Below are 21,827 nucleotides of genomic sequence, written 5' to 3' on the forward strand. Positions count from 1 at the left end.
ACAGGAAGGAAAAATAGGAACGGCAGCATGACGCGTACGCATTTTGCACAGTAGAGGATTGTAGAGTAACGATCAGTATGTGAAAACGGAACGCGTCATCTGCCTAAAAAAAGGTGGATACTGCTTCCATGTTCATGCATGCGACAAAAGTATATATGATCAAAAGTTTTTTGACTTCCCTGGCCAATACGACTATGTTCACGACCTATGCGCTTTACTACATTGTGACACTGGGCTTTAACCCGTTTGAATTGCTATTGATCGGGACGGTATTGGAGTTATCCGTATTGGTGTTTGAAGGGATAACAGGAGTCGTTGCGGATACGTACAGTCGCCGTCGCTCCATCATTATCGGGATGTTTTTGCTGGGAATCGGATTTGCGATGCAGGGGATCGTTCCCACGCTTGATGCTTGGGTACCGTTTATTTCTGTCTTCGGCTTGGTGCTGTTTTCGCAAATCATCAGTGGTCTGGGGTATACGTTTATCAGTGGAGCGGATACTGCATGGATTGTGGATGAGGTCGGAGAAGAGAAGATCGGTACGATCTTCATGAAGGCTAAGCGCTACTCCTTGTTTGGAAATCTGCTCGGGATCGCACTTAGTGTGGCGTTGGCAACACTCGCTCCCAATTTGCCTTACCTCATAGGTGGCCTCATGTATCTGGGGCTTGGTGTCTTTCTGTTTCTGTTCATGAAGGAGACTGGTTTTGTTCCTCGTGAGCGTGAGCGAGGTGCATCCCACGTGAAGGAAATGATTCAGACGTGGACTTTGGGCGCCAAAGTGATTCGGAGTCAGCCGATTCTCATGCTGATCTTGTTCGTGACGCTATTTACGGGTGCAGCTTCTGAAGGGTATGACCGTTTGTGGGAAGCGCATTTGATCGGAGAAATTGGCTTTCCAGAGCTCGCTGCTATTTCGTTGCCAATGTGGTTCGGGATCATTGCCGCACTCGCTAGCTTACTTGGCATCATCGTCGTAGGTATTGTGGAAAAAAGGCTGGATGTGAACAATGAGCGGGTTGTCCTTGTGGGGATGTTCACGTTGACGGGGCTCAAAATAGCAGCGATGATTGCTTTTGCCTTTTCCCCGAGCTTTAGCTGGGCGTTAGTAGCATTGCTATTGATCGGTGTGATCCAGTCATTAAGCAGTCCGCTGTATGATACGTGGCTGAATTTGAACATTGAGAGCAGTGTGCGAGCGACGGTTTTGTCGATGATGGGCCAGTCCAATGCCTTGGGACAAACGGCAGGTGGTCCGGCTGTCGGATGGATCGGGACCCGTTTTTCGATTCGCGCTTCGTTGGTTGCGGCGGCCATCTTGTTGGCACCGATTTTGATTGTGTTCGGACGTGCGCTTAGAAGGCGCTGAGTTGTAACAAGCATAAGGTATGTGTCCATTTTTAGGGCGCATGCCTTTTTTGTTGAGGCAATAGTTGGGTGGCGAAGCGCAACGTGACTGAGGACTTTTTTTGGTATAATCAAGAAAAAATAAACCTTCAAAATAGAGATAGGTGTGGAGCATCGTATGGAAGATAAATTAACAGTGATTAAGGTTTTTGCTGGCACAAGTTCACAGGGAACAGTTTTAGAAGAGCTTCCTGCAGAATACCTAAGCGATCAAAAATTCAAATTATGTGCATCTCCAGGGCTAGCTCTCGGTCTTGCGAAAGGAGATACAATAAAACTCCATCCCAATGGAGATTTTGAATTAATAAAGCATGGTGGAAATTTCTGTATTCAAATTTACAAAGAGCAGCCTATCAAAGAAAAGATAGAAGCAGTTGAATCTATCGTCAAAAAAGAACTTTCAGGCTCTCTAGATGGATTTTATAATGGTTCACTCGCGTTTACTGCTCCAATCAGTAATGGATTTGATGCAACCAATCATACGTTCAATAAAATTAGAGACGTACTAGAAGCAGAGTACTATTACTCTAATATTTACAAGAATCCATATGATTTTGAAGATGAAGAGTTAGTTAGTTGGGCGGAAGATCTGGATTAATCGTCTGAAAACGTCAGTTCTTCGGCACTCCGCACTATCTCTGGGATGGGGACTCGTATGTGTTTATGGGTCTCTTTTTCTTTTGTAAAGGGGAACTTGCGAACGAGTGTTCTCTTTTGGTATGATGATCTCAACAACATGAAGACACATTTTGTGGTGGTGACAGCCTGATGATTCAGGAGCTGAGAAGGTACGCAGCCCAGCAGCAAGCAGTGGAGATCATCTATTTGAAGAAGGATGGAGAGGCTAGCAGGCGTACGATCCGTGTGGTGAATATCGATGGGAACAAAGGGAGCTTGAAAGCATACTGTTATAGGAGGAAGGCGTATCGTGCGTTTGCGTTGGATAACATTTTGGCGATCGCACCTGTGTCTGGACATTTTGCCGGATGAAAAGGAATCACCCCCCACGCCCCCAGCCTATTCCAGACATACTATGTTATACTAAATAGGTAAACAACTTCAAAAAAGAGGAAGGGCGGGGACAAACAATGGAGTTTTTCATTGTCATCGTCATCATGTTTTTGGTCGTAGTATTTGTCTTGGCGTCCAAAGCTGCAAAAGGCGGAAGTGGGCGCTCTCATTCCTCTTCAGACAGCGGGGGCGGAGCCTTCTATGTCGACAGCAATCACAATCACCATCATCGAAATCACGACTCAGGCGATCGTTGGGATAGTTATGACAGCGGAAGCGATAACGGTAGTGGTGGAGACAGTGGTGGTGGCGGAGATAGCGGAGGCGGCGGCGGGGGAGATTGACGCTGTTGCATTTTGTTTCATTATGGTACAATAATTGGGAAATATGATTCCAAACCTGAATGGTAGGTTTGCTAAAGGAGAGATGTTTTATGGTAGTCATCAAATTTGTTCAGAGTGTCGTAGTCGGGGTCACAGGAATCCTCCTTTCAAGCGAACAGTAATACCGTTCACCAAATGAGGATTCGACTGTGACTGGTTCAGGCTGATAGCCGTATATTTAACCAATTGCAGGGGGAATCCGCAGTGAATCAACTAACCAATCAACAAGTATTGCAATCTATGGGCTGGAATGAGTATTTTGCTAATCATTTTGCCCCTTATGCCGAGCAAGGCTACAGTGTGGGACGTATCACACTCGAACATAAACGTATTTATCGTCTGTGGAGTGAGCATGGCGAACTCTTGGGCGAAGTAACGGGCAAGCTTCGTTATGAAGCCATCGGACGAGAAGATTTTCCAGCTGTCGGGGACTGGGTAGTAATCAGTGCTCGTCCAGAGGAAAAGAAAGCCTCCATCCACGGACTTCTTCCACGTAAGAGCAAATTTTCCCGTAAAGTAGCTGGGGATACTGTGGAAGAGCAGATTGTGGCGGCTAACGTCGATACCGTTTTCCTTGTGAATTCCTTAAATAATGATTTAAATCTGCGCAGGATAGAGCGCTATCTCATTCTTGCGTGGGAAAGTGGAGCCAATCCAGTGATTGTGCTTTCCAAAGCTGATTTGTGTGACGATCTGGATACATGTATGGCAGAGATAGAATCAGTCGCAATCGGAGTGCCTGTTCACGTAGTCAGTGCTGAGCAGGGAGAAGGACTGGATCAGCTCGCGCCTTATCTGAGCGAGGGCCAGACGATTGCCTTGATGGGTTCCTCTGGTGTTGGCAAATCCACGTTGATCAATAAATTGAGCGGAGCAGAGATGCAAAAAGTCAGTGGCGTGCGTGAAGGTGATGACCGTGGTCGCCATACGACGACACATCGCGAACTGTTCCGATTGCCGAGTGGTGCTCTGATGATCGATACCCCGGGCATGAGGGAGCTGCAGCTCTGGGAGGCAGATGAAGGCTTCCGCGGTGCCTTTGACGATATCGAGTCCATTGCGGAAACATGCCGTTTCAATGATTGTAAGCATATGCGTGAGCCTGGCTGTGCTGTTCAAGCTGCCATCCAATCTGGATCATTGGAAAAAGCACGCTTTGACAGTTACCTGAAGCTTCAACGCGAATTGGCACATTTGGCGCGTAAAGAAGACGCAAGGCTTGCTGCCGCTGAAAGGGATAAATGGAAAAAGATCAACGTTCAAATGCGGGAGAAAAAACCGAAGCGATAAACACGAGAGCCCTTGAGAAATCAGGGCTCTTTCCTTTATATGGACAAGTAAGCGCTTCCCTTTACTTTCAAAAATTAACGCTTGCTCACAACGCGGGAATTGTGATAGATTTGGTCAATACTCGTTATTACACTTCGAAATAAATAGATAGGTAGCTCGTATAATTTTGGGAATAAGGCCCATCCGTTTCTACCAGGTGACCGTAAATCACCTGACTACGAGTGAAAGTGCGTCTAGGGTTCCGTCTCTTTCTTTCCTATTCCCATAATAGGGGTGAAAGATAGCTGGTCCGAGCGACGCAGGCACGAATGATGTGTCACACCTAAGGGATAAAAGCCCAGAGGGACAGTTTCACTTGGCGTTGGTTTGTTACGTAGCCCGCTTGTGACACTGTCCGCTCTGGGCTTTCTATATTTCAGCAGGCCACAGACATAAAAAAGTGGCCGGAACCATATCCGAGGAGGAAGAATTGATGAAAGAATTACAAGAGCGCATCGTACAGGACGGCAAGGTACTGTCGGCATCCGTTTTGAAGGTGGATGCGTTTTTGAACCACCAGGTAGATCCACAATTGACGATGAAGATCGGACAGCGTTTTGCCGAACTGTTCGCTGGTGAAAAAATCACAAAAGTCGTGACGATTGAGGCAAGTGGCATTCATTTTGCTATGGCGACTTCCTTTGCGTTGGGTGTTCCCTTTATCTATGCGAAAAAGAAAAAAGCTGTCACGTTGACAGAGGAAGTATACTCTGCTCCTGTTCATTCCTTTACCCGTCAGGAAACGTATCAAATCAGTGTTTCCCGTCAGTATTTGTCCAAAGAAGACCGCGTATTGATTGTCGATGACTTCTTGGCTACCGGAGCTGCTCTGGTGGGACTTACGAATATTGTCAAAGATGCAGGTGCTCATCTCGTAGGGGTTGGTGCTGTTATTGAAAAAAGCTTCCAGGAAGGCCGTGGTCTCTTGGAGCAAGCTGGCGTACGAATCGAATCATTGGCACGTATTGAATCGATGTCACCAGAAGGCATTCACTTTATTGAAGAAGAGCCTGCACGCGTATAATCAAAAAATTAATAGGAGGTAAGGGTTCACTCATGCTAGCCAAACATAAGATTGTTACTTTGGGCTTACAGCACATTCTTGCCATGTATGCAGGAGCCGTTGTCGTACCGTTGATTATCGGTGGTGCTTTGAATCTGTCTCCTACGCAAATCGCTTATTTGATTGCTGCCGACCTTTTCACATGCGGAATCGCGACGCTCTTGCAAGTCCTTGGCACGCGTTATACAGGGATTCGCCTTCCCGTTGTGCTAGGCTGTACGTTTACAGCAGTAGGACCGATTATCGCGATTGCTTCTACGAGTAATCTAGCCACCGCTTACGGTGCCATCATCATATCGGGTATATTCGTTGTTTTGGCAGCTCCACTGTTTGGCAAGCTGCTGCGCTTTTTCCCAACCGTGGTACAAGGTTCAGTCGTTACGATCATTGGACTGTCGCTCATTCCCGTTGCGATGAACAACGCGGCTGGCGGACAAGGCATGCCGGACTTTGGACAACCACACAATTTGCTTTTGGCTTTAGGAACGTTGGTTATCATTTTGCTTATTAATCGTTTCTTTACCGGATTTATTCGTGCGATTTCCGTATTGCTCGGTTTGATTGTCGGTACGGCTGTAGCTTACATGATGGGGATGGTCAGCTTCGCGAGTGTAGCGGAAGCCTCTTGGTTTAGCGTGGTTGAACCGTTTTACTTCGGTACACCACAGTTCAGTATTGTGGCCATTGTAACTATGATTCTCGTCAACATCATCAGCATGGCTGAGTCCACAGGTGTTTACTTTGCGCTCGGTAAAGTGACCGATACAAAAGTAACGGATCAAGATGTAGTCAAAGGATTGCGCGGGGAAGGGGTCGCAATTGTACTGGGCGGCATTTTCAACGCATTCCCTTACACGGCTTTTTCGCAAAACGTTGGACTGGTTTCCTTGACTGGCATTAAATCGCGTGACGTGATGATTGGTGCCGGTGGAATCCTGGTAGTTCTCGGATTACTGCCGAAGCTGGCTGCTTTGACAACAGTTATTCCTAACGCGGTATTGGGTGGAGCGATGATTGCCATGTTCGGGATGGTTGTTGCATCTGGCATCAATATTCTCTCGCAGGTTGATTTGAATAAAAACGAAAATCTGTTGATCGCTGCTTGCAGTATCGCTGTTGGACTAGGCTCTGCTGCAGTTCCAGCGATGTTTGATCAACTGCCTACTTTGGCAAAAATGATGCTGCAAAATGGTATCGTGACAGGTTCTTTGACGGCCGTCATCTTGAATATCTTGCTCGTTCATACGAATAAAAAAGTATCTCAGACTGCTCCGGCAAATGTAACTGTTTCGGAAGCGTCTTAACCTTATCAAAACAATGAACCGCCATTTCCTGATTAGATAGGAGGTGGCGGTTTTTGCGTTTGAAATGTGGCTGTAGTGGAGAGAAGAATATTTCCAGTCTAGGCTCCAGGCTCCGTCCCGCTGGGGGTCAAGACTGCCCGCTCCAAAGGGACTCGCGGGGAAACGCAAAAGTGGTAGCCGCTTCGTAGCGCGAGCACGGTTGCGTTTCTGTTACCCGCGAATCCCTTCTCCGCTCGGTAGGACTCCACAAGTCGCTACGTCTGGAAATATTCTTCTCTGGCGTATCTGATCACATTCTTCAATCTTTTAAGGCATTAATAAATCGGATAAAAGGAAAGCTCGTAGAGGAAACAGGAGAAAAAAGCGAAGATCTTAGGGACACCGACCGAGACGCAATGCAAAAAGCGAGACACGCCTTTAAGCGTCCACCTCTGATACACATCCTGAATGGACTACTTTGGACGCGGTTTCGCTTTTTGCATGGAGTCGTGCAGTCAATCCCCCAGGGGGTGGCCCTAGAAGCTGAGCGTTTTCTCCTGTTTCCTCCCCCCACCACAGCTGGAATAAGGTGCTTTTTCAAATGCGTAAAAAAGGCTTCCCCGCAATGACAAGCGTCCAACAGTGCTGGCCAAGTTTTACATACGATGACCATGTAAAACAAACTACCTCCAGAAAGGAAGGGGTGCCATGGCAACCTTTCAGGAAGCTCTCCTGGCCAAGAAGCATTTGGTCAATAGGTGGAAGCGAATGCCGGGCGTAATTGGGATCGGGATTGGCTACGCAAACGGGAAAAACAAAAAAGGCGGCGCCTGCATTGTGATGTATACCGTCAATGCGAGTGCCGCCGTGAAGAAGAGCTGCCCGAGTTGCGTCCTTGTCAAAAGACAGGTGGCGACAGCCCATGTATCCGTTCCTGTTCGAACGGTCACCTCTGGACAGTGCCATTGTCATCCTGCTGTACGTCCCTCTGCAACGAATTATCGCAGCAGAATTAGACCTGTGATCGCTGGATATAGCATCGGCTACCCAGGGGCGTCCGGAACGGCTGGGTTAATCGTTGCCCGAGGAGGCCAACGGTTCGTGTTGAGCAACAATCACGTACTGAATCGTAACAATACGAGCGGCTATACCGAGACCATCCAGCCTGGAGGAGCAGACGGCGGCCGTTCAGGAAGAGACCGAATCGGACGATTGTATCGCTATATTCGGCTTCGAAAAAATGCAGGTAATCGAATGGATGCAGCGATTAGTATCCCTACTTCGAATCGACTCCTTGCCCCTCGTTATGCAACAGTGGGCAGAGTACCAGGTGTGATTCGTTCGTATGGCATCGGGCGCAGATTGAAAAAAGTGGGCCGTTCATCAGGGTTGGCATGGGGAACGGTTGAATCAATCCACACCGATATTGATGTCAGTTACGGGAACTACGGAGGACTGGGGACCATCCGTTTTCAGAATCAGACGGTCATTAGAAGTACGGTTCCCATCTCCTTGCCTGGAGATTCTGGCTCTGTTTGGCTGACTGCGGGCAACTATGCGGCAGCTGTGAATTTCGCTGGTTCAGCCAATGGCAGGCTCTCGATTTCGTATCCGGTTGTCTGGGCATTGCAAGCGTTTGGCGTCAGGGTAGCAAGAGCAGCCGGGACAACTGGCAGGCCAGTTGCCAAAGCCAAAAGAGTCAGGAGAAACAACGCTCGTACGAGACCACTTTCTGCCACTGAGTTAAACCGTGTCCAAACAAAAAAAGCTGCCTCCAAAAGGCAGCCGGGCAAGAAAAAGACGAATAGATAATAGCGTTAGGAAACTTCTTCGGCTAACTGATCCAGTACGTGGAGAATTCGTTGTGAGATATCTTCTAGCGTATCAAACGCAGCTTCTGCTTCCTCTAGTTTTCCTTGCTTGACGAAGTGGTAAATCCGTCGAACAGTTTCGTGGAACTGTCGATGAGGCGCATCTAATTGCTTGAAAGAAGGCAAGGTGCTCAATGATGGATTGTTCAGGGCTTCGACATACCAAATCCCCAAGCGGCATTGATGATGGTCGACGAGTTCTTTTTCATCAATGTGGTGATACCCAAGCATGAAGTTGTACAGCCACCATCTCCATAAGAGATGGTCGGTTTTGACGATTCGCAAGTAATGCTTGGTCTTTAAGTCGCTCGTTTGCGTGATGCTCAGCTTGTGCAGGCTGTTAATACCGGCGCCAACATCATAGACGTTTTTACCTACATTCGAGACGTGCGAGGAGACCTGCTCCATATTCGTCAGGACTTGTGATATGCGCATCGAAATATCATCTGTGGCAGCAGACTGCTCTTGTGCCAATGCTGCGATGTGTCCGGTGGAATGCCCGACAGTCTCAATATTTTGCACAATATCTCCTAATATCCCAATCGCATCACGTGTCTGATTCACTTTATCGTTAAAATGGTCGCTCATGAGAGTGGCCGTTTCTTTTACCTGGACAGCTTCATTCTGGACATTGTTGATTGTGGCTGTAATGCTTTGAACGGATTGCTTGGTCTGTTCAGCGAGCTTTCGTACTTCATCTGCCACGATAGCAAAGCCGCGCCCGTGTTCGTTAGCTCGCGCTGCCTCAATCGACGCATTCAATGCAAGAAGATTGGTTTGATCGGCAATATTGCGTATGACTTGGACGACCTGGGAAACTTCTGCAACGGACGTCATTAATTGAGAAATTTTTGTTTGCATCTCTTGGAATTCATCTGCCATGGAAAGAAAGCTGGTCAATGACTCTTGGATAATATCTTTGCCCATCGTCGCTTGCTCAATAGTAGTGGAAGCACTCTCTGCGACAGAGACGGCTGATTGAGCCACTTTTTGCACAGATTCGCTTAGTTGTTCGGCAGCAGATCCCACATTGCCAGCTTCCTCAGTCGTATCCTCAAGCGTGTCCAGCACATGCTTGAATTTATCGATCTGAATCACTAATTCCAGAACTTCGCCCAGGCGATCAATGACTTTGTAATCATTATCCTCCTGATACGATTGGAGGACGATTTGCGAATCAAGCGTGATGATCTTCATGAGTGCCAACAGGACGGATGATAGTTCTTGAGGACGTTTCGAATAGGTGTTGACGATTGCGGGAATCAAATATTCATAGACCCGCAAGTAAGAGCCCGTATACCATTCTGGCGCAAGTCCAATTTTGCTGTGGACCTCTCCAATTTTCTTACGCCCGGCTACATAGGCGTCGTCTAGCTTGCCATGTGGAAGCGATTGCAAATAGTGACGAAAGGACACGGCCAATCGATCAACCGTCGTATGCGTTTCGATGATCTGCACAAGATGGGAGTATTCGCGAAGCATGTGGTAATGACGCTCTGTAATAGCCTCTAGGTGTTCTGTTAGAAGTGGTTCAATTTGTTTCAACCGATCAAGGTCTGTCTGACTCATTTGCAAAAAATGAACTTTCCCCTGTAGCTGATCGGGCATTTGGATATCGCTCTTTTGAATTGAGGCGGAAACGGTTTGAGCGCCACGCTTACCAAACATAAAATCCCTCCATATTTTACGAAAAACGGGCCTATTCATAAAAGAAATAGGCCATAAGTGCTTTTTAGATTATAGCACTGACGTATGGAGCTGAATCTTTGGAACTATTGTGATTTTGTGAAAAGTATATTAAGAAATGGGTAACGTCATCGATTATTCAAAAAAGGTCATATGATGCTTTTCGTCCCGGTAATAAGCAAGACGGTCCTGGAGAGTGCCTGTATGTAATTCGAACTTATGCCCATCAGGGTCAGTGAAATAAATGGAGCGTTTATCCCGTTCCGAACGATCCCGTCCATGCAAAATGGTAACGCCATGCTTTTCTAAATGAGCATACCACTCATCAAATGACTCTTCTGTGATGGTGAAGGCCATGTGTGTATAGGAGTGAGCAATTTCATTGCGTGGGATGTCTGGTTCCTCATTCAGCGCCAACCAGTAGCCATTCAGGTCAAAGTAAGCCAGCTTGCGACCTCGTACTAGTGGTTTAGCATGCAGGACATCCCGGTAAAAACAAAAAGATTTCTCCAGATCTGAGACAGAGAAAAGCAAATGATTCAATCCTTGAAGTTGCGGCAATACGTCCCCCACCTTTTTTTAGCAATAAGTTTGCAGCTATTGCTATTGTATGGGGAAAACAGGCAAACCACCAGTCTACCCCCGGGTCTGCCTGCCATTTGTTTAGGATTGGCTTTGTTGAGCTTGTGCTTGGGTTTGCAGCGTGGATTGGACTTGGGACACCATCGTTTGCGCTTGGGCAATTTCCTGAGACGCTTGCTTCAAGGCTTCTTCGGCGAGCTGTGGATTGGCTGCAGATTGCTCGATCGCTTGCGTAATCATATTTTTTGCCAGCGTGGTGGCTACCTCTGCTTTTTTAAGCGAGTCGGTGTTAATTTGGCTAGGCATGATGTACCTCCTGCGGATTTCGATGATGGGAACACCGTATTAATTTGCCCCGCACGCAACGGTTTATGTATAGGGATACGCGTCCAACCGTTTTCCTCCCGCGATGCATAGTCTGACAGGGGGAGGGACGTCATATGAAAAGGCAATGGGTGCAAGTCATTCGATTGGCAGAGCAGGCTTTCTTTACGATTATCTTTTCCGCGCATAAGCGGGTGGGGGATCGCGGAATCATTTTGCCGAAGCGGTTTAATTCCAAGTTGAAAATTCGCCGTTTCTTGCAAAAATTCATGACCCCTTGTCTGGCAAATCGAGTGATCGGCAATCTTGATTTGCGGCGAATAAATGGACGACTCGCGATCCCTGTAGGGGATACGATAGGGGCGCCACCGATTGTAAAATCAAAGGTCCTGTCTTCGGGTAGTAGATGTGCGACGCTTGTGGTATGGTTTGCCTTCGATCCAAGTGATCGATTTTTCCGTGTGTACCAGTTGAAAAAGCTTCCGAATGGACGTTGGATTGTTGTAGGGCGTCATCCGCTGGACTATCCGTTTAACCTTCCGCAGGATTTCCTAAAACGACAAATACCATGTGGAAAAATATGCACAACATGGAGAGGAAAGGTAAAAACTAGGAAAAAATGACTATATTCCAAAAAAATCCGGTATTGCTATTGGTTCAATTTGCCTGTATAGTATGTAAGTGTTGCAATACTTATCGGAAATTGTCGAATGAGAGAAGGTCCGATTTTGCTGGCAATCGGGAAGTAGCTCAGCTTGGTAGAGTACTTGGCTTGGGACCAAGGGGTCGCAGGTTCGAATCCTGTCTTCCCGACCATGTTTTATTTTGAATAGGCCGGTATGGCGGAATTGGCAGACGCGCGCGACTCAAAATCGTGAGGGAAACCGTGGGGGTTCAAGTCCCTCTACCGGCACCAGCAATCTATACATATGGTTTTCGTTATAAGGTGGGGAACAGTGAGTAGGCCTGTTTCTCACTTTTTTTTTGTTCTTAAAATCATCGTCCATTATACCGACAATAGTTAGGGAAGATCGCATGGAAGCAGCAGGACAAACAAAGCCTGCCAAAGGAGAGGACGACAGTGATTAAGGTAATGATAGTGGAAGATGAGAAACCCATCCTTGATCTCATGAAGCATGTAATCGGACAAAACGATCACTATACCATCGTCGGAGCTTTCACACATCCACTGGAGGCATTAGCTAGTCTATCCGATCTGTGTCCTGATGTTGCATTTTTAGATGTCGAGATGCCGAAAATGAATGGACTTGAGCTTGGATCCAAAATAAATGAGCTGTCTGAGCATACAAAGATTGTTTTTACGACAGCGTATAAACAGTATGCACTGGATGCGTTTAAGGTGTATGCGTTTGACTATATTTTAAAACCAGTAACGCCTGCGGCCATTGAACGAGTGACGAATCGGTTAGTGAAACAGCTGCAAATGAAAGCACCGATGAAACAAGTCGAAAAGAACGTGTCCATCCAATGCTTCGGTGGTTTGGATGTTCGTAATGGAACTGGTGAAGTGGTTCGTTGGCCGACGAAAAAGAGTGAGGAGTTGTTCGCCTACTTTCTCTGCCATCCCAAGCAGGATATCAGCAAGTGGCATCTGACTGATCTGTTATGGCCGGAGATGGACGAGAGCAGAGCTACGCATAACCTGCACAATACCATGTACCGACTGAAGAAAATCATGAAGGAGCAGGAACTCTGCATCGATATACAAAAAACGGGTGAAGGCTATCTATTTCACCCGATGGATCAGACGTACGATTTATTGGCATTCCAGCAATTCGATCTCTCTTCGTTAAAGGATAGGCAAAGCGCAGGAGGAGCCGAAAACTTGTGTGCAATGTACAAGGGGGCCCTTTTTGATCGCAAGGATTTCTTGTGGAAAGCCCCTCTGGAAGAACGGTACCGGAAAAAGTATACGGAGCTGGTGTGCAAATTGGTATCGCTCGACGTTGCCTCAAAGGAGTTACCAAGGGCTGTGCGCAGGCTGGAAGAGTACTTGGCGGTGTACCCTTTGCACGAGGAAATGAATGTCGCTTTGATGGATATATACGCAAGAAGCGAGCAAAAACAGAAAATCGTCCAGCACTACGCCAGGTTCGCTGATGCCTATCGGCAAGAGTGGGAAACGGATCCACCCGAGGAGATAAGTCGGTGGGTGTCGCGCGTAATGGGACAGTGAGACAGGAAGACATGATTCTTCCTGTCTTTTTTTTGCCCTCGTAACGTAAGACATCTGATCGTGTGAGAAGTTTGGGAGAAAGAATTGCTATCATTCCAAGAAAAAGGAAGAAGGCGAGTTTCATGCAGTTCACCATTTTGTCTGTGGGAAAACTCAAAAATGATGTCCTGCCACGTGTGGAAGCGTACAGCAAACGATTGGCCGTCTATTGCAGGATGAACATCGTCGAAATTCCAGAAGGAGCCTGCAAGGAAAGCATGAGCAGCTCTGAGATCGAACAAGTGAGGCTCTCGGAAGGACGAATCATTCTCGCACAAGTCAAACAAGAGCAGTATGTCATTGCCCTCACTGGAGAAGGAGAGCTGTGGACCCCGAAGAGGTTGTCTGTGCAGGTAGAAGATTTGTCAGCGGAAGGGCGAAACGAGATTCTCTTTGTCATTGGTGGCTCATTTGGTTTATCAGAAGAAGTATTGGTCAGGGCAAATGAGCGGCTGGCATTCCCAAAGAAGGCGTATCCGCATCAGTTGACGCGTTTAGTCGTATTGGAGCGCTTGTACAGAGCGTTGCGAATCAGTTTGGGAGAGCCGCTGTGATAGTCTAGTTCAACAAGAAGATGATAATCGGAAATAGGAGTCTCGAACTATGAGGCTCCTTTTTCTTTGTACGTAATAACATTGTGAGATTTTTGTGAGGGGGAAATGGTACTCTTAGAACAAGAAGATCGTACATATTCGAGCTCTGTCGGGGAAGGGGATACATTTTTGGAGCGAAGGAATTTCCTGATGACTGCCGGGATTGGATTGGTTTTTTTACTTTCCATAGCGGTATTTATCGGGATCTATATACAAACCTTTCCTAGTCGGGACATGCCTATGGCGAAGCGGGGAGTGCTCGATTTGTCGAGCTGGGATTTTCAAAGCCAAGGCATGGTCAATTTAGATGGGGAATGGGAGATATATCCAGGTGAATTGCTTTCGCCTGAAGATTTTCGACGAGGGCAACATGCAAATGTCTCGTATCTGGTCGTGCCTGGAACGTGGAAGGGAGACAGTGTCATCGATAGTATCGACCGGAAAGGCGCTGCAACCTATCGATTACATGTAAAGCTTCCAGAAGACGGGCAAATCTACGGATTGAAAACAAAAAGCATTCGGATGTCCCACCGATTATTCCTAAACGGAAACGAAGAAGGTGCGAGTGGACATCCTGCCGTAGTGAGTGAAGCCCATCAACCAGGGAATACGCCATATACCGTGTTTTTTTCCGCAGATGACAAGGATCTGGAGATTGTCATTCAAGTGGCGAATTTCATGTTTTTCACCGGGGGGATTGCGAGCTCGATCCAACTGGGCTTGGATGAGGATATTGCCATTCTAAACAGCACCCTGCTCGGCACGGATATTGCTTTTGTGGTAACACTGGGGATCATGGCTGCGTACCATCTTAGCTTTTATTTTCTCCGCATGAGGGAGAGAACCTATTTGTTCAGCGGCAGCTATATGATTGTTCTTGGCATTTATCACATGGTTTTTGGTGAGAAGATGCTGCTGCAGCTTTTTTCTTCGATTCCTTTCACAGTTGCGTACAAGGCACAAGATGCCTCCCTATTTGCGAGCACAATCTTACTCGCCCTATTTTTCTGTTCCATTGATACGAGGGTTCTATCCCGCAACTGGCTGGTGAAGCTGACAGCGCCCATTTTTCTCTACATCCTTGTCATTCTCGTCTTGCCCTACTCCTTCTATACGAATCTGAAAGGGCCTCTCTTGATTTATGTGCAAATCATTCACTTCTTCATAATGGGTAGGCTGATTTATTTATCTGGCAAGAGTCAGAGGGACTCGTCCGACCGAAAAGAATTGCTGCTTTTCATTGGGGCGAGTATTTCCATGTCGGTCAGTCTCATTGATGGTCTTCTATACGCTGAAAACATCGTGCCCACTGATCTTGCGGGAAAAATAGGCATCCTCTATTTCATTACCTTCATCAACATTCTTTTGGCAGTTCGATTCACGAATGCGTATGAAAAAACAGAAGTTCTATCCCATCAATTGAAGATTTCCAATCAGATCAAAGATGAATTTTTGACGCATACTTCGCATGAGATGAAGACACCGCTGCACGGGATTATCAATATCACGTCCCATTTGCTAGAAGATGAGAGTCAAATGTTGTCCTCCAAACAAAAACAAAATCTTTGGCTCGTCAAGGATACATCGATCAAGCTATCCATGCTGGTTGGTGATTTACTCGATGTTACTCGCCTTAAGCACGGGGAGCTGCGCCTCCATTTTTCGATTGTGGATATCAAGGTCATCACCCAAATTGTCTTTGACGTACTGCAATTCGAACTACTGGGGAAAGATGTCCGGCTGGAAAATCAGGTACCCGCTAACATTTGGGTGTATGCGGATGAGAATCGGCTTCGTCAAATCATGTATAATCTCGTACACAATGCTATCAAGCATACGAATGTAGGCTCGATTAAGGTAACGGCGGGCGTAGTGGGGGGGCAGGTTCGTATTTCCGTTGAGGACACGGGGATAGGAATTTCACCGATTAAGCATGAAGCCATTTTTGATTACTTTGAGCAGGTGGATCAGCTATTGCCACAGGATGGGTATACAGGTATGGGTGTAGGCTTATACATCAATCGTAAGCTGGTTGAACTCATGGGAGGGGAAATTTGGGTAGAGAGCTCGGAGCTTGGCAAAGGCACCCGTATGACATTTACGCTGGAGACGGGGCATCAGCAGATGGTCACGCAGGAGCTTGCCGCAACGGCTCAGGAGAGACATCGGGAGGCCAGTGAACAGATTCCCCTCAACATTTTGGATGATCACCAATACACCATCATGATTGTCGATGACGAGGCATCCAACATTCACACCTTACTGAACATTCTTTCCAAGCATCGCTATAATGTGATTTCGGCCTTTTCGGCAAAAGAAGCCATGAAGAAAATCAAGGATCATCCACAACCTGATCTCGTCATTCTGGATGTGATGATGCCGGGAGTTTCGGGGATTGAGCTGTGCCAGTTGTTGCGAACGCAGTATTCGATTCTCGACTTGCCGATCCTGTTTGCATCGGTCAGAGATACCCCTCAAGACATTGCACTCGGCTATAGAGCAGGGGCGAACGACTATGTGACCAAACCGTTTGATGCGGAGACACTCATTGCCCGCGTGCAGACACTGATCTCGATGAAAACCTCCATTCAGGAGGCAATTCGCAATGAACATGCATTTCATCAGGCTCAAATCAAGCCGCATTTTCTCTATAACGCTTTAAGCAGTGTCATTTCTTTCTGTTATACCGATGGAGAAAAGGCAGCGTATCTCATCACCATGCTCAGCCAGTATTTGCGCTACATTTTGGATATGGATCGAACGACGCTGTTCGTTCCGTTATTTCGGGAAATGGAGCTCATCCATGCTTATGTAGAGATCGAAAAGGCTCGTTTTGGGGAAGGCTTCGACTTTGTGTGTCACGTGGATGAAGGGATTCTTGACAAAGAGATTCCTTCCTTAAGCATCCAACCGTTCGTAGAGAATGCGATCCGACATGGATTGTTCGAAAAGGACGAAAAAGGTCACGTGACGCTTACAATTGTGGACGGAGGTCATTACATCAAGGTCATGATCGAAGACGATGGGGTCGGTATTGCAGATGATCTCCTGTATCAAATGTCAAAAGGCGAGAATCAAAAAGGAAGCATCGGCATCCAAAACATCCGCAGACGATTGGATACCATTCCTGGTGCTACCTTGAGTATCACCTCTGAAATGGGAAAAGGGACCAAAGTCGTCATGTATATACCTACTTCTGAGGGGATGCATGCTACAATAGCGTAGTATAGAAGGAAAAGGAGGCGAGAACGTTGAGGCTTGCAGGAAAACAAGTGGTTTGCTTCGTTGAAAGTGAATTTGAGGATCTCGAGCTCTGGTATCCGGTGATGAGACTGCGAGAGGAAGGCGCTACCGTCCATTTCGTTGGCCCGAAGGCGAATCAAGTCTACATAGGGAAGTACGGTGTACCGTGTGAGGCTGACAAAGCGATGGCAGAGGTCAATCCTGCCGACTATGCAGGTGTACTCGTTCCAGGAGGGTGGGCACCTGATAAGTTGCGCCGCTATCCGGAAGTGCTGTCGTTTGTGATTGCGATGCACGAGGCGAAAAAACCGATTGGCCATATTTGTCATGCGGGGTGGGTGCTTGCTTCCGCAAAAATTTTGCGTGGGGTAACCACGACATCGACGCCAGGCATTAAAGATGATATGGAGAATGCAGGCGCGATTTGGGTAGATGAAGAGGTCGTAGTAGACGGTCACATTGTTGGTTCACGTAGACCGCCTGATCTGCCTGCGTATGCCAAAGCGTTTGCTGATTTGCTGGCACAACAATAATAAAAGAAGGAATAAAGGGCTTGCTCGAAATACTGAGTAAGCCCCTTTTTTGACGTTGATAGAAGTTTTGTTACGAATTGGAGTCATTCCGTTTCTTCCAGGGAGGATCGCCTATCTCGTGAATTTTGTTATTGATTTTAAAAAAAAGAAAGGGAATCAAAAACGCCAAGACCGTCCCTGTGAAGGTCAAATACGGAGGGACTACGCCTAAAAATTTGAACATGGGATCACCTGTTGTTTTGGCGTTCGGTACGGTTGATTGCACCGATATTGCGTAAATAGACCTTTGCTTGAACCGTTATCTCACTTTTTTCATACAGACGCTGCCCTTTTTCCCAATCCTGCCGAATCTTTTTCCATAGCGAAAAATGATGCTGCTTCAGATAACTGCCAAGCTTGATGACATCCACTTTCATCTGCTTATGGACCTTCCTGATGGTGTCATTGCTCATTCGCTCGATTTCTTCGGCAAACACTTGTTCAAGCTTCTCCATTGCCGTGCTATTTAAGGAATCCATTATGGCGTAAGACTCGGCCAATGTGCCTTCACATTCGATTCTTATCGTGAATTTCATGTGCTGCTGATCGCGTAAATCTTCTTCAATGCTATGCTTGATTCCTTGGATGTTCATCGAGACAAGGTTGTTTTTTAACTTGCCTTTTACCATCCCTCCGCTAACTTTTCCCGTGAGAAAATTCAGTCCCTCCGTCTCTTCTTCCCCGAGAAAACCTATCATCTGATTGTCATGGGTAAAAACAGCGGCGCCTGCTAATTTTACCTCCTGCTCATCGGGTCTGATGCGTGGAACCACAAAACTGTACGGACTGAGAAGTTCCTCGTGGACATCTCCCAATCGGACCTCTGGAAGCATGCGGGAATTTTTATTGACGTTTTCTCCAATCGAATTGACGTAAATAGTGGGTAGCTTCTCTGTTTTCGGTTTGACTTCCAGTACTTCTTTGGCAGGACCATTTGAGATAAACACCTTGCTACTTCGTCTGGAATCCGGATCACGCAGATAGAAATCGAGTGCTCTGGCAAAACCGTTTTTCGTACGGGCGACGTCTTCGGAGACGATCAGGATTTTCATATGCTGATAAAACGGAGTTCTGCTGGTCCGGGTAGCCAATTCGCGGGAAATCTCGAAAAGAGAATTCCCCTCGGATATGAGGTTGTGGTAAGCCTCATTGGCTGTGTTTTGACCACCGCCGCTTCCTTGACTGCCGGAGATCAATCCGCCGGGGACGACGAATTGATGTGTGACGAGAAAGCGTTCTTTTACTTGAGGTTTGTCTGGAGCCTCTTGTTTGGCTTGCTGCTCGGCTTCTTTCGTACGAGGTTTATCAATCGCTACGCCTACCACAAATCCTCGTTCCTCAATCTGAACCTGATCCCAGCAGCCAGCCAGCAGTGTGGAAAGAAGCAAGCAGATGCTACAGACAATGAGTCGTCTATTCATTGCTTTTGACACCTCGCAAAACGGCGATTACGAGCAGCAATATGGGACATAAATAGACGACAGCGATCCCGAAATAGGTGACACTGTCAGCGAATGTAAAGAAGTCGACCAAGTTTTGTGGAAGCATCGCGACAAAATAAATGACGGGAGAGAGGATCAGGACCCACACGGTTTTGTGCACTTTAAAAAACATAGACGACAAGTTCAGCACCGTAATATCGAGCCACATTGCACAAGTGTTGAAGATCGTCATGATCCAGATGGTAAAGAAGATGGATTCCACCCGTTCAAAAAAGCCCCCAGGGATTTCTACCTCTTTTGCCAGCTCAATGGTTGGATAGGTCAAATTCGTTGCAACGTCAGCAGAGAATACACCGATGATGAACATGTAGATGGTCATGTAGAGCAGAATAGGGATCGAAAGACCTAACGTAACAGCCCGTGTACCTTCTTGGGGATTTTTCATCAACATGGCATAGAAAAGAATGATTTCAAAGCCGGAATAAGACAGCCCGACATCTTTGGAACCTGCCAAGAGAGAGCGCCAGTCCGAAGAGAAGAAGGGACGTATATTTTCGACCTCAAATAACTGAGTCGTAAAAAGCAAGACAATGAACATGACGACAAGAACCACAGGCAAAAACAGCAAGTTGAGCCGCAGCATGGCAATACGTGATCCAACGACGGAATATTGAACGATCAAGAGAAAGGAGAGCGTGATCATTTCCACCGGGGTATTGTAGAACAGGTACTGCTTGGCGATGTTTCCGATTGCCCTGATTTCAAACGAGACAAATAGCATCGTGTAAATACAGACGAGAAAGGTCAAGATGTAGGCGATCGGTTTGCTCGCAATGATGGAGCTGTATTCAAAGAAGGTTTTTCTCGGAAACCGAGCCGCCAGCTTGGCGAGCAGCCAGCCAATCAGACACGCACAAAGACCGCTGATCACGACGGAAATCCATCCATCGAATGCTCCGGTCGCCTTGGCTAAGGAGCGGGGAAAAGTCAGGATGCCGACGCCGATTGTGACTGAGGCAATGTTAATCCCCATATGATTTTTGCTGATCATTTTCTCCGCCAAGGTTTGTGCACTCACTTACGACCCTCCTGTATTCATTCGGTTTTCATCTTTTGTGTGAAGGGCATCTGGTCGGGTTTTCAAAAAGGTAACAGGTGCGCGCAAAATCAAATCCTTCCAGTCTCGCGGCATATGTGGAGCAAGAGGCGCCAAATAAGGGTACCCGATGCTGGTCAGATTGGATAAATGAATCATGATGGCAATCAAGCTTAACACCACGCCATATATACCAAAAATGGCTGCCATAAGCATGGCGAAAAAACGAATCATTCGAAAGGCGATGGCAAGGTGATAAGAAGGGATGGCAAAAGAAGCGATGGCAGTGAGGGCGACGACGATAACCATGACAGGACTGACGATGCCCGCAGAAACCGCTGCGTCACCGATGACGAGACCCCCGACAATTCCGATGGTTTGGCCGATCGATTTCGGTAAGCGTATTCCGGCTTCCTGCAACAGCTCCATCGTTGTCACCATCATGATCGCTTCTACGAAGGCCGGAAACGGAACCCCATCACGTGTGGCTGCAATCGAGAAGGCGAGATCAGACGGGATCAAGCCAGGGTGAAAGGTGACGAGAGCGATATAGAAAGCGGGCGAATAGACGGCCAGAAAGGCTGCCAAATACCGCAACAGTCTAGCTAATGAACCGACAATCCAACGCTCGTAGTAATCCTCTGGTGAATGCAGGAGCAAGCCAATCGTCACAGGCAAAATGAGCACCATGGGAGTGCTGTCCACCAATATCGCAATGCGGCCTTGAAACAATGCTCCACTGACTTTGTCGGGACGCTCCGTATTATGAATCTGCGGAAAAGGCGACAGAAAATCATCTTCAATCCATTGCTCGATAAAACCGGACTCTTCTATCTCGTCAACATCGATCGTAGAGATTCGCCGTCTCACTTCATCCAGTAGTTCTGGATCAACGATGTTTTCAATGTAGGCGATGATCACATCTGTTCGGCTGCGTCTGCCTATGATGGACCCTTCAAAGCGCAAGTTCGGGTCTTTGATACGTCTGCGTATATGAACGGTGTTGTCTCGGATACTCTCCGTAAAGCCGTCCCGCGGACCTCGCACCAAGCCTTCGGAGACCGGCTCTTCAATGGAGCGAGTTTTCCATCCCTTGCTGTCGACAATAATGACTTCGGTCGATCCATCTACAAAAATGGCTGTGTCCCCGGAAAGAATGCCTTCGAGTATTTTTGTCAAATCTGTTGCTTTCGATATTTCAACGACAGAAAGGACTTCCTCATATAGCATCTGGACAATCTCATCTGGTTCAGTCGGTACTACTTTGGAAGCAGTCGAGATCATCAACTGGATTTGTCCGAGGACTTGCGTATCCAGCATATCGCAGTTCGCCAATCCATCAATCGCAATAACGGCACAGGAATGTTTAGTGTTGCCGATCGTAAAGGAACGAATTAATAAATCGTGTGGGCTGCCCAGCACGGTCTTGAACGTCTCCATATTTTGCTGCAAACTGGTCGATAGCGTAAGCGTAGGATCATTTCGCTGCTGCAAACGCTGTGCGATAAGAGAGGGAGTTTTCTTTTGGCGACGCTGGGACAAAAATCTGCGCATCATTTGAAGTTCCTCCCGTTCAGAATGCGAATATCATGTTAGTGCGATTTTTTCCAGATGAGAGGAAAATTATGCGGAAGAATAGGCGAATGCTAAATCTTTCATAGTTTTGAATTGAACTCATCTGTGACCTATGTTACATTCGGCATGG

Annotated in this window: 19 protein-coding genes, 2 tRNA genes and 1 riboswitch; of the genes, 15 read left to right on the top strand and 6 right to left on the bottom strand. The window is 47.1% G+C overall.

Features of this window, described 5'->3' with window-relative positions:
- The first annotated feature begins 128 nt into the window (after positions 1-128).
- The 8 genes from HP399_RS08675 (at position 129) to HP399_RS08710 (ending at position 8,289) form a co-directional block, all read left to right on the top strand.
- Positions 129-1,370: an MFS transporter gene (locus HP399_RS08675; RefSeq protein WP_173618691.1), complete on the top strand. Its 1,242-nt coding sequence runs from the start codon at positions 129-131 to the stop codon at positions 1,368-1,370.
- 156 nt (positions 1,371-1,526) lie between these two features.
- Positions 1,527-2,006, top strand: a complete 480-nt coding sequence (locus HP399_RS08680; RefSeq protein WP_173618690.1) for a DUF4265 domain-containing protein — start codon at positions 1,527-1,529, stop codon at positions 2,004-2,006.
- Positions 2,007-2,176: 170 nt separating this feature from the next.
- Positions 2,177-2,398, top strand: coding sequence for a WYL domain-containing protein (locus HP399_RS08685; RefSeq protein WP_173618689.1), 222 nt, complete (start codon positions 2,177-2,179; stop codon positions 2,396-2,398).
- A 98-nt stretch (positions 2,399-2,496) separates the two neighbouring features.
- On the top strand, positions 2,497-2,763 hold the full coding sequence (locus tag HP399_RS08690) for a hypothetical protein (RefSeq protein ID WP_173618688.1): 267 nt from the start codon (positions 2,497-2,499) through the stop codon (positions 2,761-2,763).
- A 243-nt stretch (positions 2,764-3,006) separates the two neighbouring features.
- Positions 3,007-4,092 (top strand): ribosome small subunit-dependent GTPase A, encoded by a 1,086-nt coding sequence (gene rsgA / locus HP399_RS08695; RefSeq protein ID WP_173618687.1) that lies wholly within the window; start codon positions 3,007-3,009, stop codon positions 4,090-4,092.
- Between the two features lie 136 nt (positions 4,093-4,228).
- Positions 4,229-4,330, top strand: a riboswitch (purine riboswitch).
- A gap of 234 nt (positions 4,331-4,564) precedes the next feature.
- On the top strand, positions 4,565-5,155 hold the full coding sequence (locus HP399_RS08700; protein ID WP_056489798.1) for a xanthine phosphoribosyltransferase: 591 nt from the start codon (positions 4,565-4,567) through the stop codon (positions 5,153-5,155).
- A gap of 32 nt (positions 5,156-5,187) precedes the next feature.
- Positions 5,188-6,498: a nucleobase:cation symporter-2 family protein gene (locus HP399_RS08705; protein WP_173618686.1), complete on the top strand. Its 1,311-nt coding sequence runs from the start codon at positions 5,188-5,190 to the stop codon at positions 6,496-6,498.
- A 687-nt stretch (positions 6,499-7,185) separates the two neighbouring features.
- A complete protein-coding gene (locus tag HP399_RS08710) occupies positions 7,186-8,289 on the top strand; it encodes a chymotrypsin family serine protease (protein WP_173618685.1) in 1,104 nt (367 codons plus the stop codon).
- Between the two features lie 5 nt (positions 8,290-8,294).
- Here HP399_RS08710 and HP399_RS08715 read toward each other — a convergent pair whose 3' ends face one another.
- From HP399_RS08715 to HP399_RS08725, 3 genes are all read right to left on the bottom strand, one after another.
- A complete protein-coding gene (locus tag HP399_RS08715; RefSeq protein WP_173618684.1) occupies positions 8,295-10,016 on the bottom strand; it encodes a protoglobin domain-containing protein in 1,722 nt (573 codons plus the stop codon).
- 153 nt (positions 10,017-10,169) lie between these two features.
- Positions 10,170-10,595, bottom strand: coding sequence for a metallothiol transferase FosB (gene fosB, locus HP399_RS08720; RefSeq protein WP_016743142.1), 426 nt, complete (start codon positions 10,593-10,595; stop codon positions 10,170-10,172).
- Between the two features lie 102 nt (positions 10,596-10,697).
- Positions 10,698-10,922, bottom strand: a complete 225-nt coding sequence (locus tag HP399_RS08725) for a hypothetical protein (protein ID WP_007722024.1) — start codon at positions 10,920-10,922, stop codon at positions 10,698-10,700.
- A gap of 134 nt (positions 10,923-11,056) precedes the next feature.
- Here HP399_RS08725 and HP399_RS08730 point away from each other — a divergent pair, with 134 nt between their 5' ends.
- From HP399_RS08730 to HP399_RS08760, 7 genes are all read left to right on the top strand, one after another.
- Positions 11,057-11,563, top strand: coding sequence for a hypothetical protein (locus HP399_RS08730; protein ID WP_173618683.1), 507 nt, complete (start codon positions 11,057-11,059; stop codon positions 11,561-11,563).
- 116 nt (positions 11,564-11,679) lie between these two features.
- Positions 11,680-11,756 (top strand) — tRNA-Pro (locus HP399_RS08735).
- 17 nt (positions 11,757-11,773) lie between these two features.
- Positions 11,774-11,856: transfer RNA gene (locus tag HP399_RS08740), tRNA-Leu, on the top strand.
- A gap of 165 nt (positions 11,857-12,021) precedes the next feature.
- The gene (locus HP399_RS08745; protein ID WP_173618682.1) at positions 12,022-13,137 is read left to right on the top strand and encodes a response regulator; all 1,116 of its coding nucleotides are present in this window, start codon (positions 12,022-12,024) and stop codon (positions 13,135-13,137) included.
- A gap of 122 nt (positions 13,138-13,259) precedes the next feature.
- Positions 13,260-13,730, top strand: coding sequence for a 23S rRNA (pseudouridine(1915)-N(3))-methyltransferase RlmH (locus tag HP399_RS08750; protein WP_173618681.1), 471 nt, complete (start codon positions 13,260-13,262; stop codon positions 13,728-13,730).
- Positions 13,731-13,835: 105 nt separating this feature from the next.
- On the top strand, positions 13,836-16,994 hold the full coding sequence (locus HP399_RS08755) for an ATP-binding protein (protein WP_173618680.1): 3,159 nt from the start codon (positions 13,836-13,838) through the stop codon (positions 16,992-16,994).
- 26 nt (positions 16,995-17,020) lie between these two features.
- Entirely contained in the window at positions 17,021-17,545 is a 525-nt protein-coding gene (locus HP399_RS08760; RefSeq protein ID WP_173618679.1) for a type 1 glutamine amidotransferase domain-containing protein, read from the top strand.
- A 227-nt stretch (positions 17,546-17,772) separates the two neighbouring features.
- Here the strand turns inward: HP399_RS08760 and HP399_RS08765 are convergent, their stop codons facing one another.
- From HP399_RS08765 to HP399_RS08775, 3 genes are read right to left on the bottom strand one after another with little or no spacing between them, the layout of a single operon-like run.
- On the bottom strand, positions 17,773-19,005 hold the full coding sequence (locus HP399_RS08765; RefSeq protein WP_173618678.1) for a Ger(x)C family spore germination protein: 1,233 nt from the start codon (positions 19,003-19,005) through the stop codon (positions 17,773-17,775).
- The gene (locus HP399_RS08770) at positions 18,998-20,104 is read right to left on the bottom strand and encodes a GerAB/ArcD/ProY family transporter (RefSeq protein WP_173618677.1); all 1,107 of its coding nucleotides are present in this window, start codon (positions 20,102-20,104) and stop codon (positions 18,998-19,000) included. Before HP399_RS08770 ends, HP399_RS08765 begins: the two co-directional genes overlap by 8 nt.
- Positions 20,105-21,679 carry a spore germination protein gene (locus HP399_RS08775; RefSeq protein ID WP_173618676.1) on the bottom strand — a complete coding sequence of 525 codons (1,575 nt, stop codon included), beginning with the start codon at positions 21,677-21,679 and terminating at the stop codon, positions 20,105-20,107.
- Positions 21,680-21,827 lie beyond the last annotated feature (148 nt).

This window comes from Brevibacillus sp. DP1.3A, assembly GCF_013284245.2.
Lineage (GTDB): Bacteria > Bacillota > Bacilli > Brevibacillales > Brevibacillaceae > Brevibacillus.

Coding starts and splice junctions, on each gene's coding strand:
- HP399_RS08675 (WP_173618691.1), top strand. CDS start 129: ATGTTCATGCATGCGACAAAAGTATATATGATCAAAAGTTTTTTGACT.
- HP399_RS08680 (WP_173618690.1), top strand. CDS start 1,527: ATGGAAGATAAATTAACAGTGATTAAGGTTTTTGCTGGCACAAGTTCA.
- HP399_RS08685 (WP_173618689.1), top strand. CDS start 2,177: ATGATTCAGGAGCTGAGAAGGTACGCAGCCCAGCAGCAAGCAGTGGAG.
- HP399_RS08690 (WP_173618688.1), top strand. CDS start 2,497: ATGGAGTTTTTCATTGTCATCGTCATCATGTTTTTGGTCGTAGTATTT.
- HP399_RS08700 (WP_056489798.1), top strand. CDS start 4,565: ATGAAAGAATTACAAGAGCGCATCGTACAGGACGGCAAGGTACTGTCG.
- HP399_RS08705 (WP_173618686.1), top strand. CDS start 5,188: ATGCTAGCCAAACATAAGATTGTTACTTTGGGCTTACAGCACATTCTT.
- HP399_RS08710 (WP_173618685.1), top strand. CDS start 7,186: ATGGCAACCTTTCAGGAAGCTCTCCTGGCCAAGAAGCATTTGGTCAAT.
- HP399_RS08715 (WP_173618684.1), bottom strand. CDS start 10,016: ATGTTTGGTAAGCGTGGCGCTCAAACCGTTTCCGCCTCAATTCAAAAG.
- HP399_RS08725 (WP_007722024.1), bottom strand. CDS start 10,922: ATGCCTAGCCAAATTAACACCGACTCGCTTAAAAAAGCAGAGGTAGCC.
- HP399_RS08730 (WP_173618683.1), top strand. CDS start 11,057: ATGAAAAGGCAATGGGTGCAAGTCATTCGATTGGCAGAGCAGGCTTTC.
- HP399_RS08750 (WP_173618681.1), top strand. CDS start 13,260: ATGCAGTTCACCATTTTGTCTGTGGGAAAACTCAAAAATGATGTCCTG.
- HP399_RS08755 (WP_173618680.1), top strand. CDS start 13,836: ATGGTACTCTTAGAACAAGAAGATCGTACATATTCGAGCTCTGTCGGG.
- HP399_RS08765 (WP_173618678.1), bottom strand. CDS start 19,005: ATGAATAGACGACTCATTGTCTGTAGCATCTGCTTGCTTCTTTCCACA.
- HP399_RS08775 (WP_173618676.1), bottom strand. CDS start 21,679: ATGATGCGCAGATTTTTGTCCCAGCGTCGCCAAAAGAAAACTCCCTCT.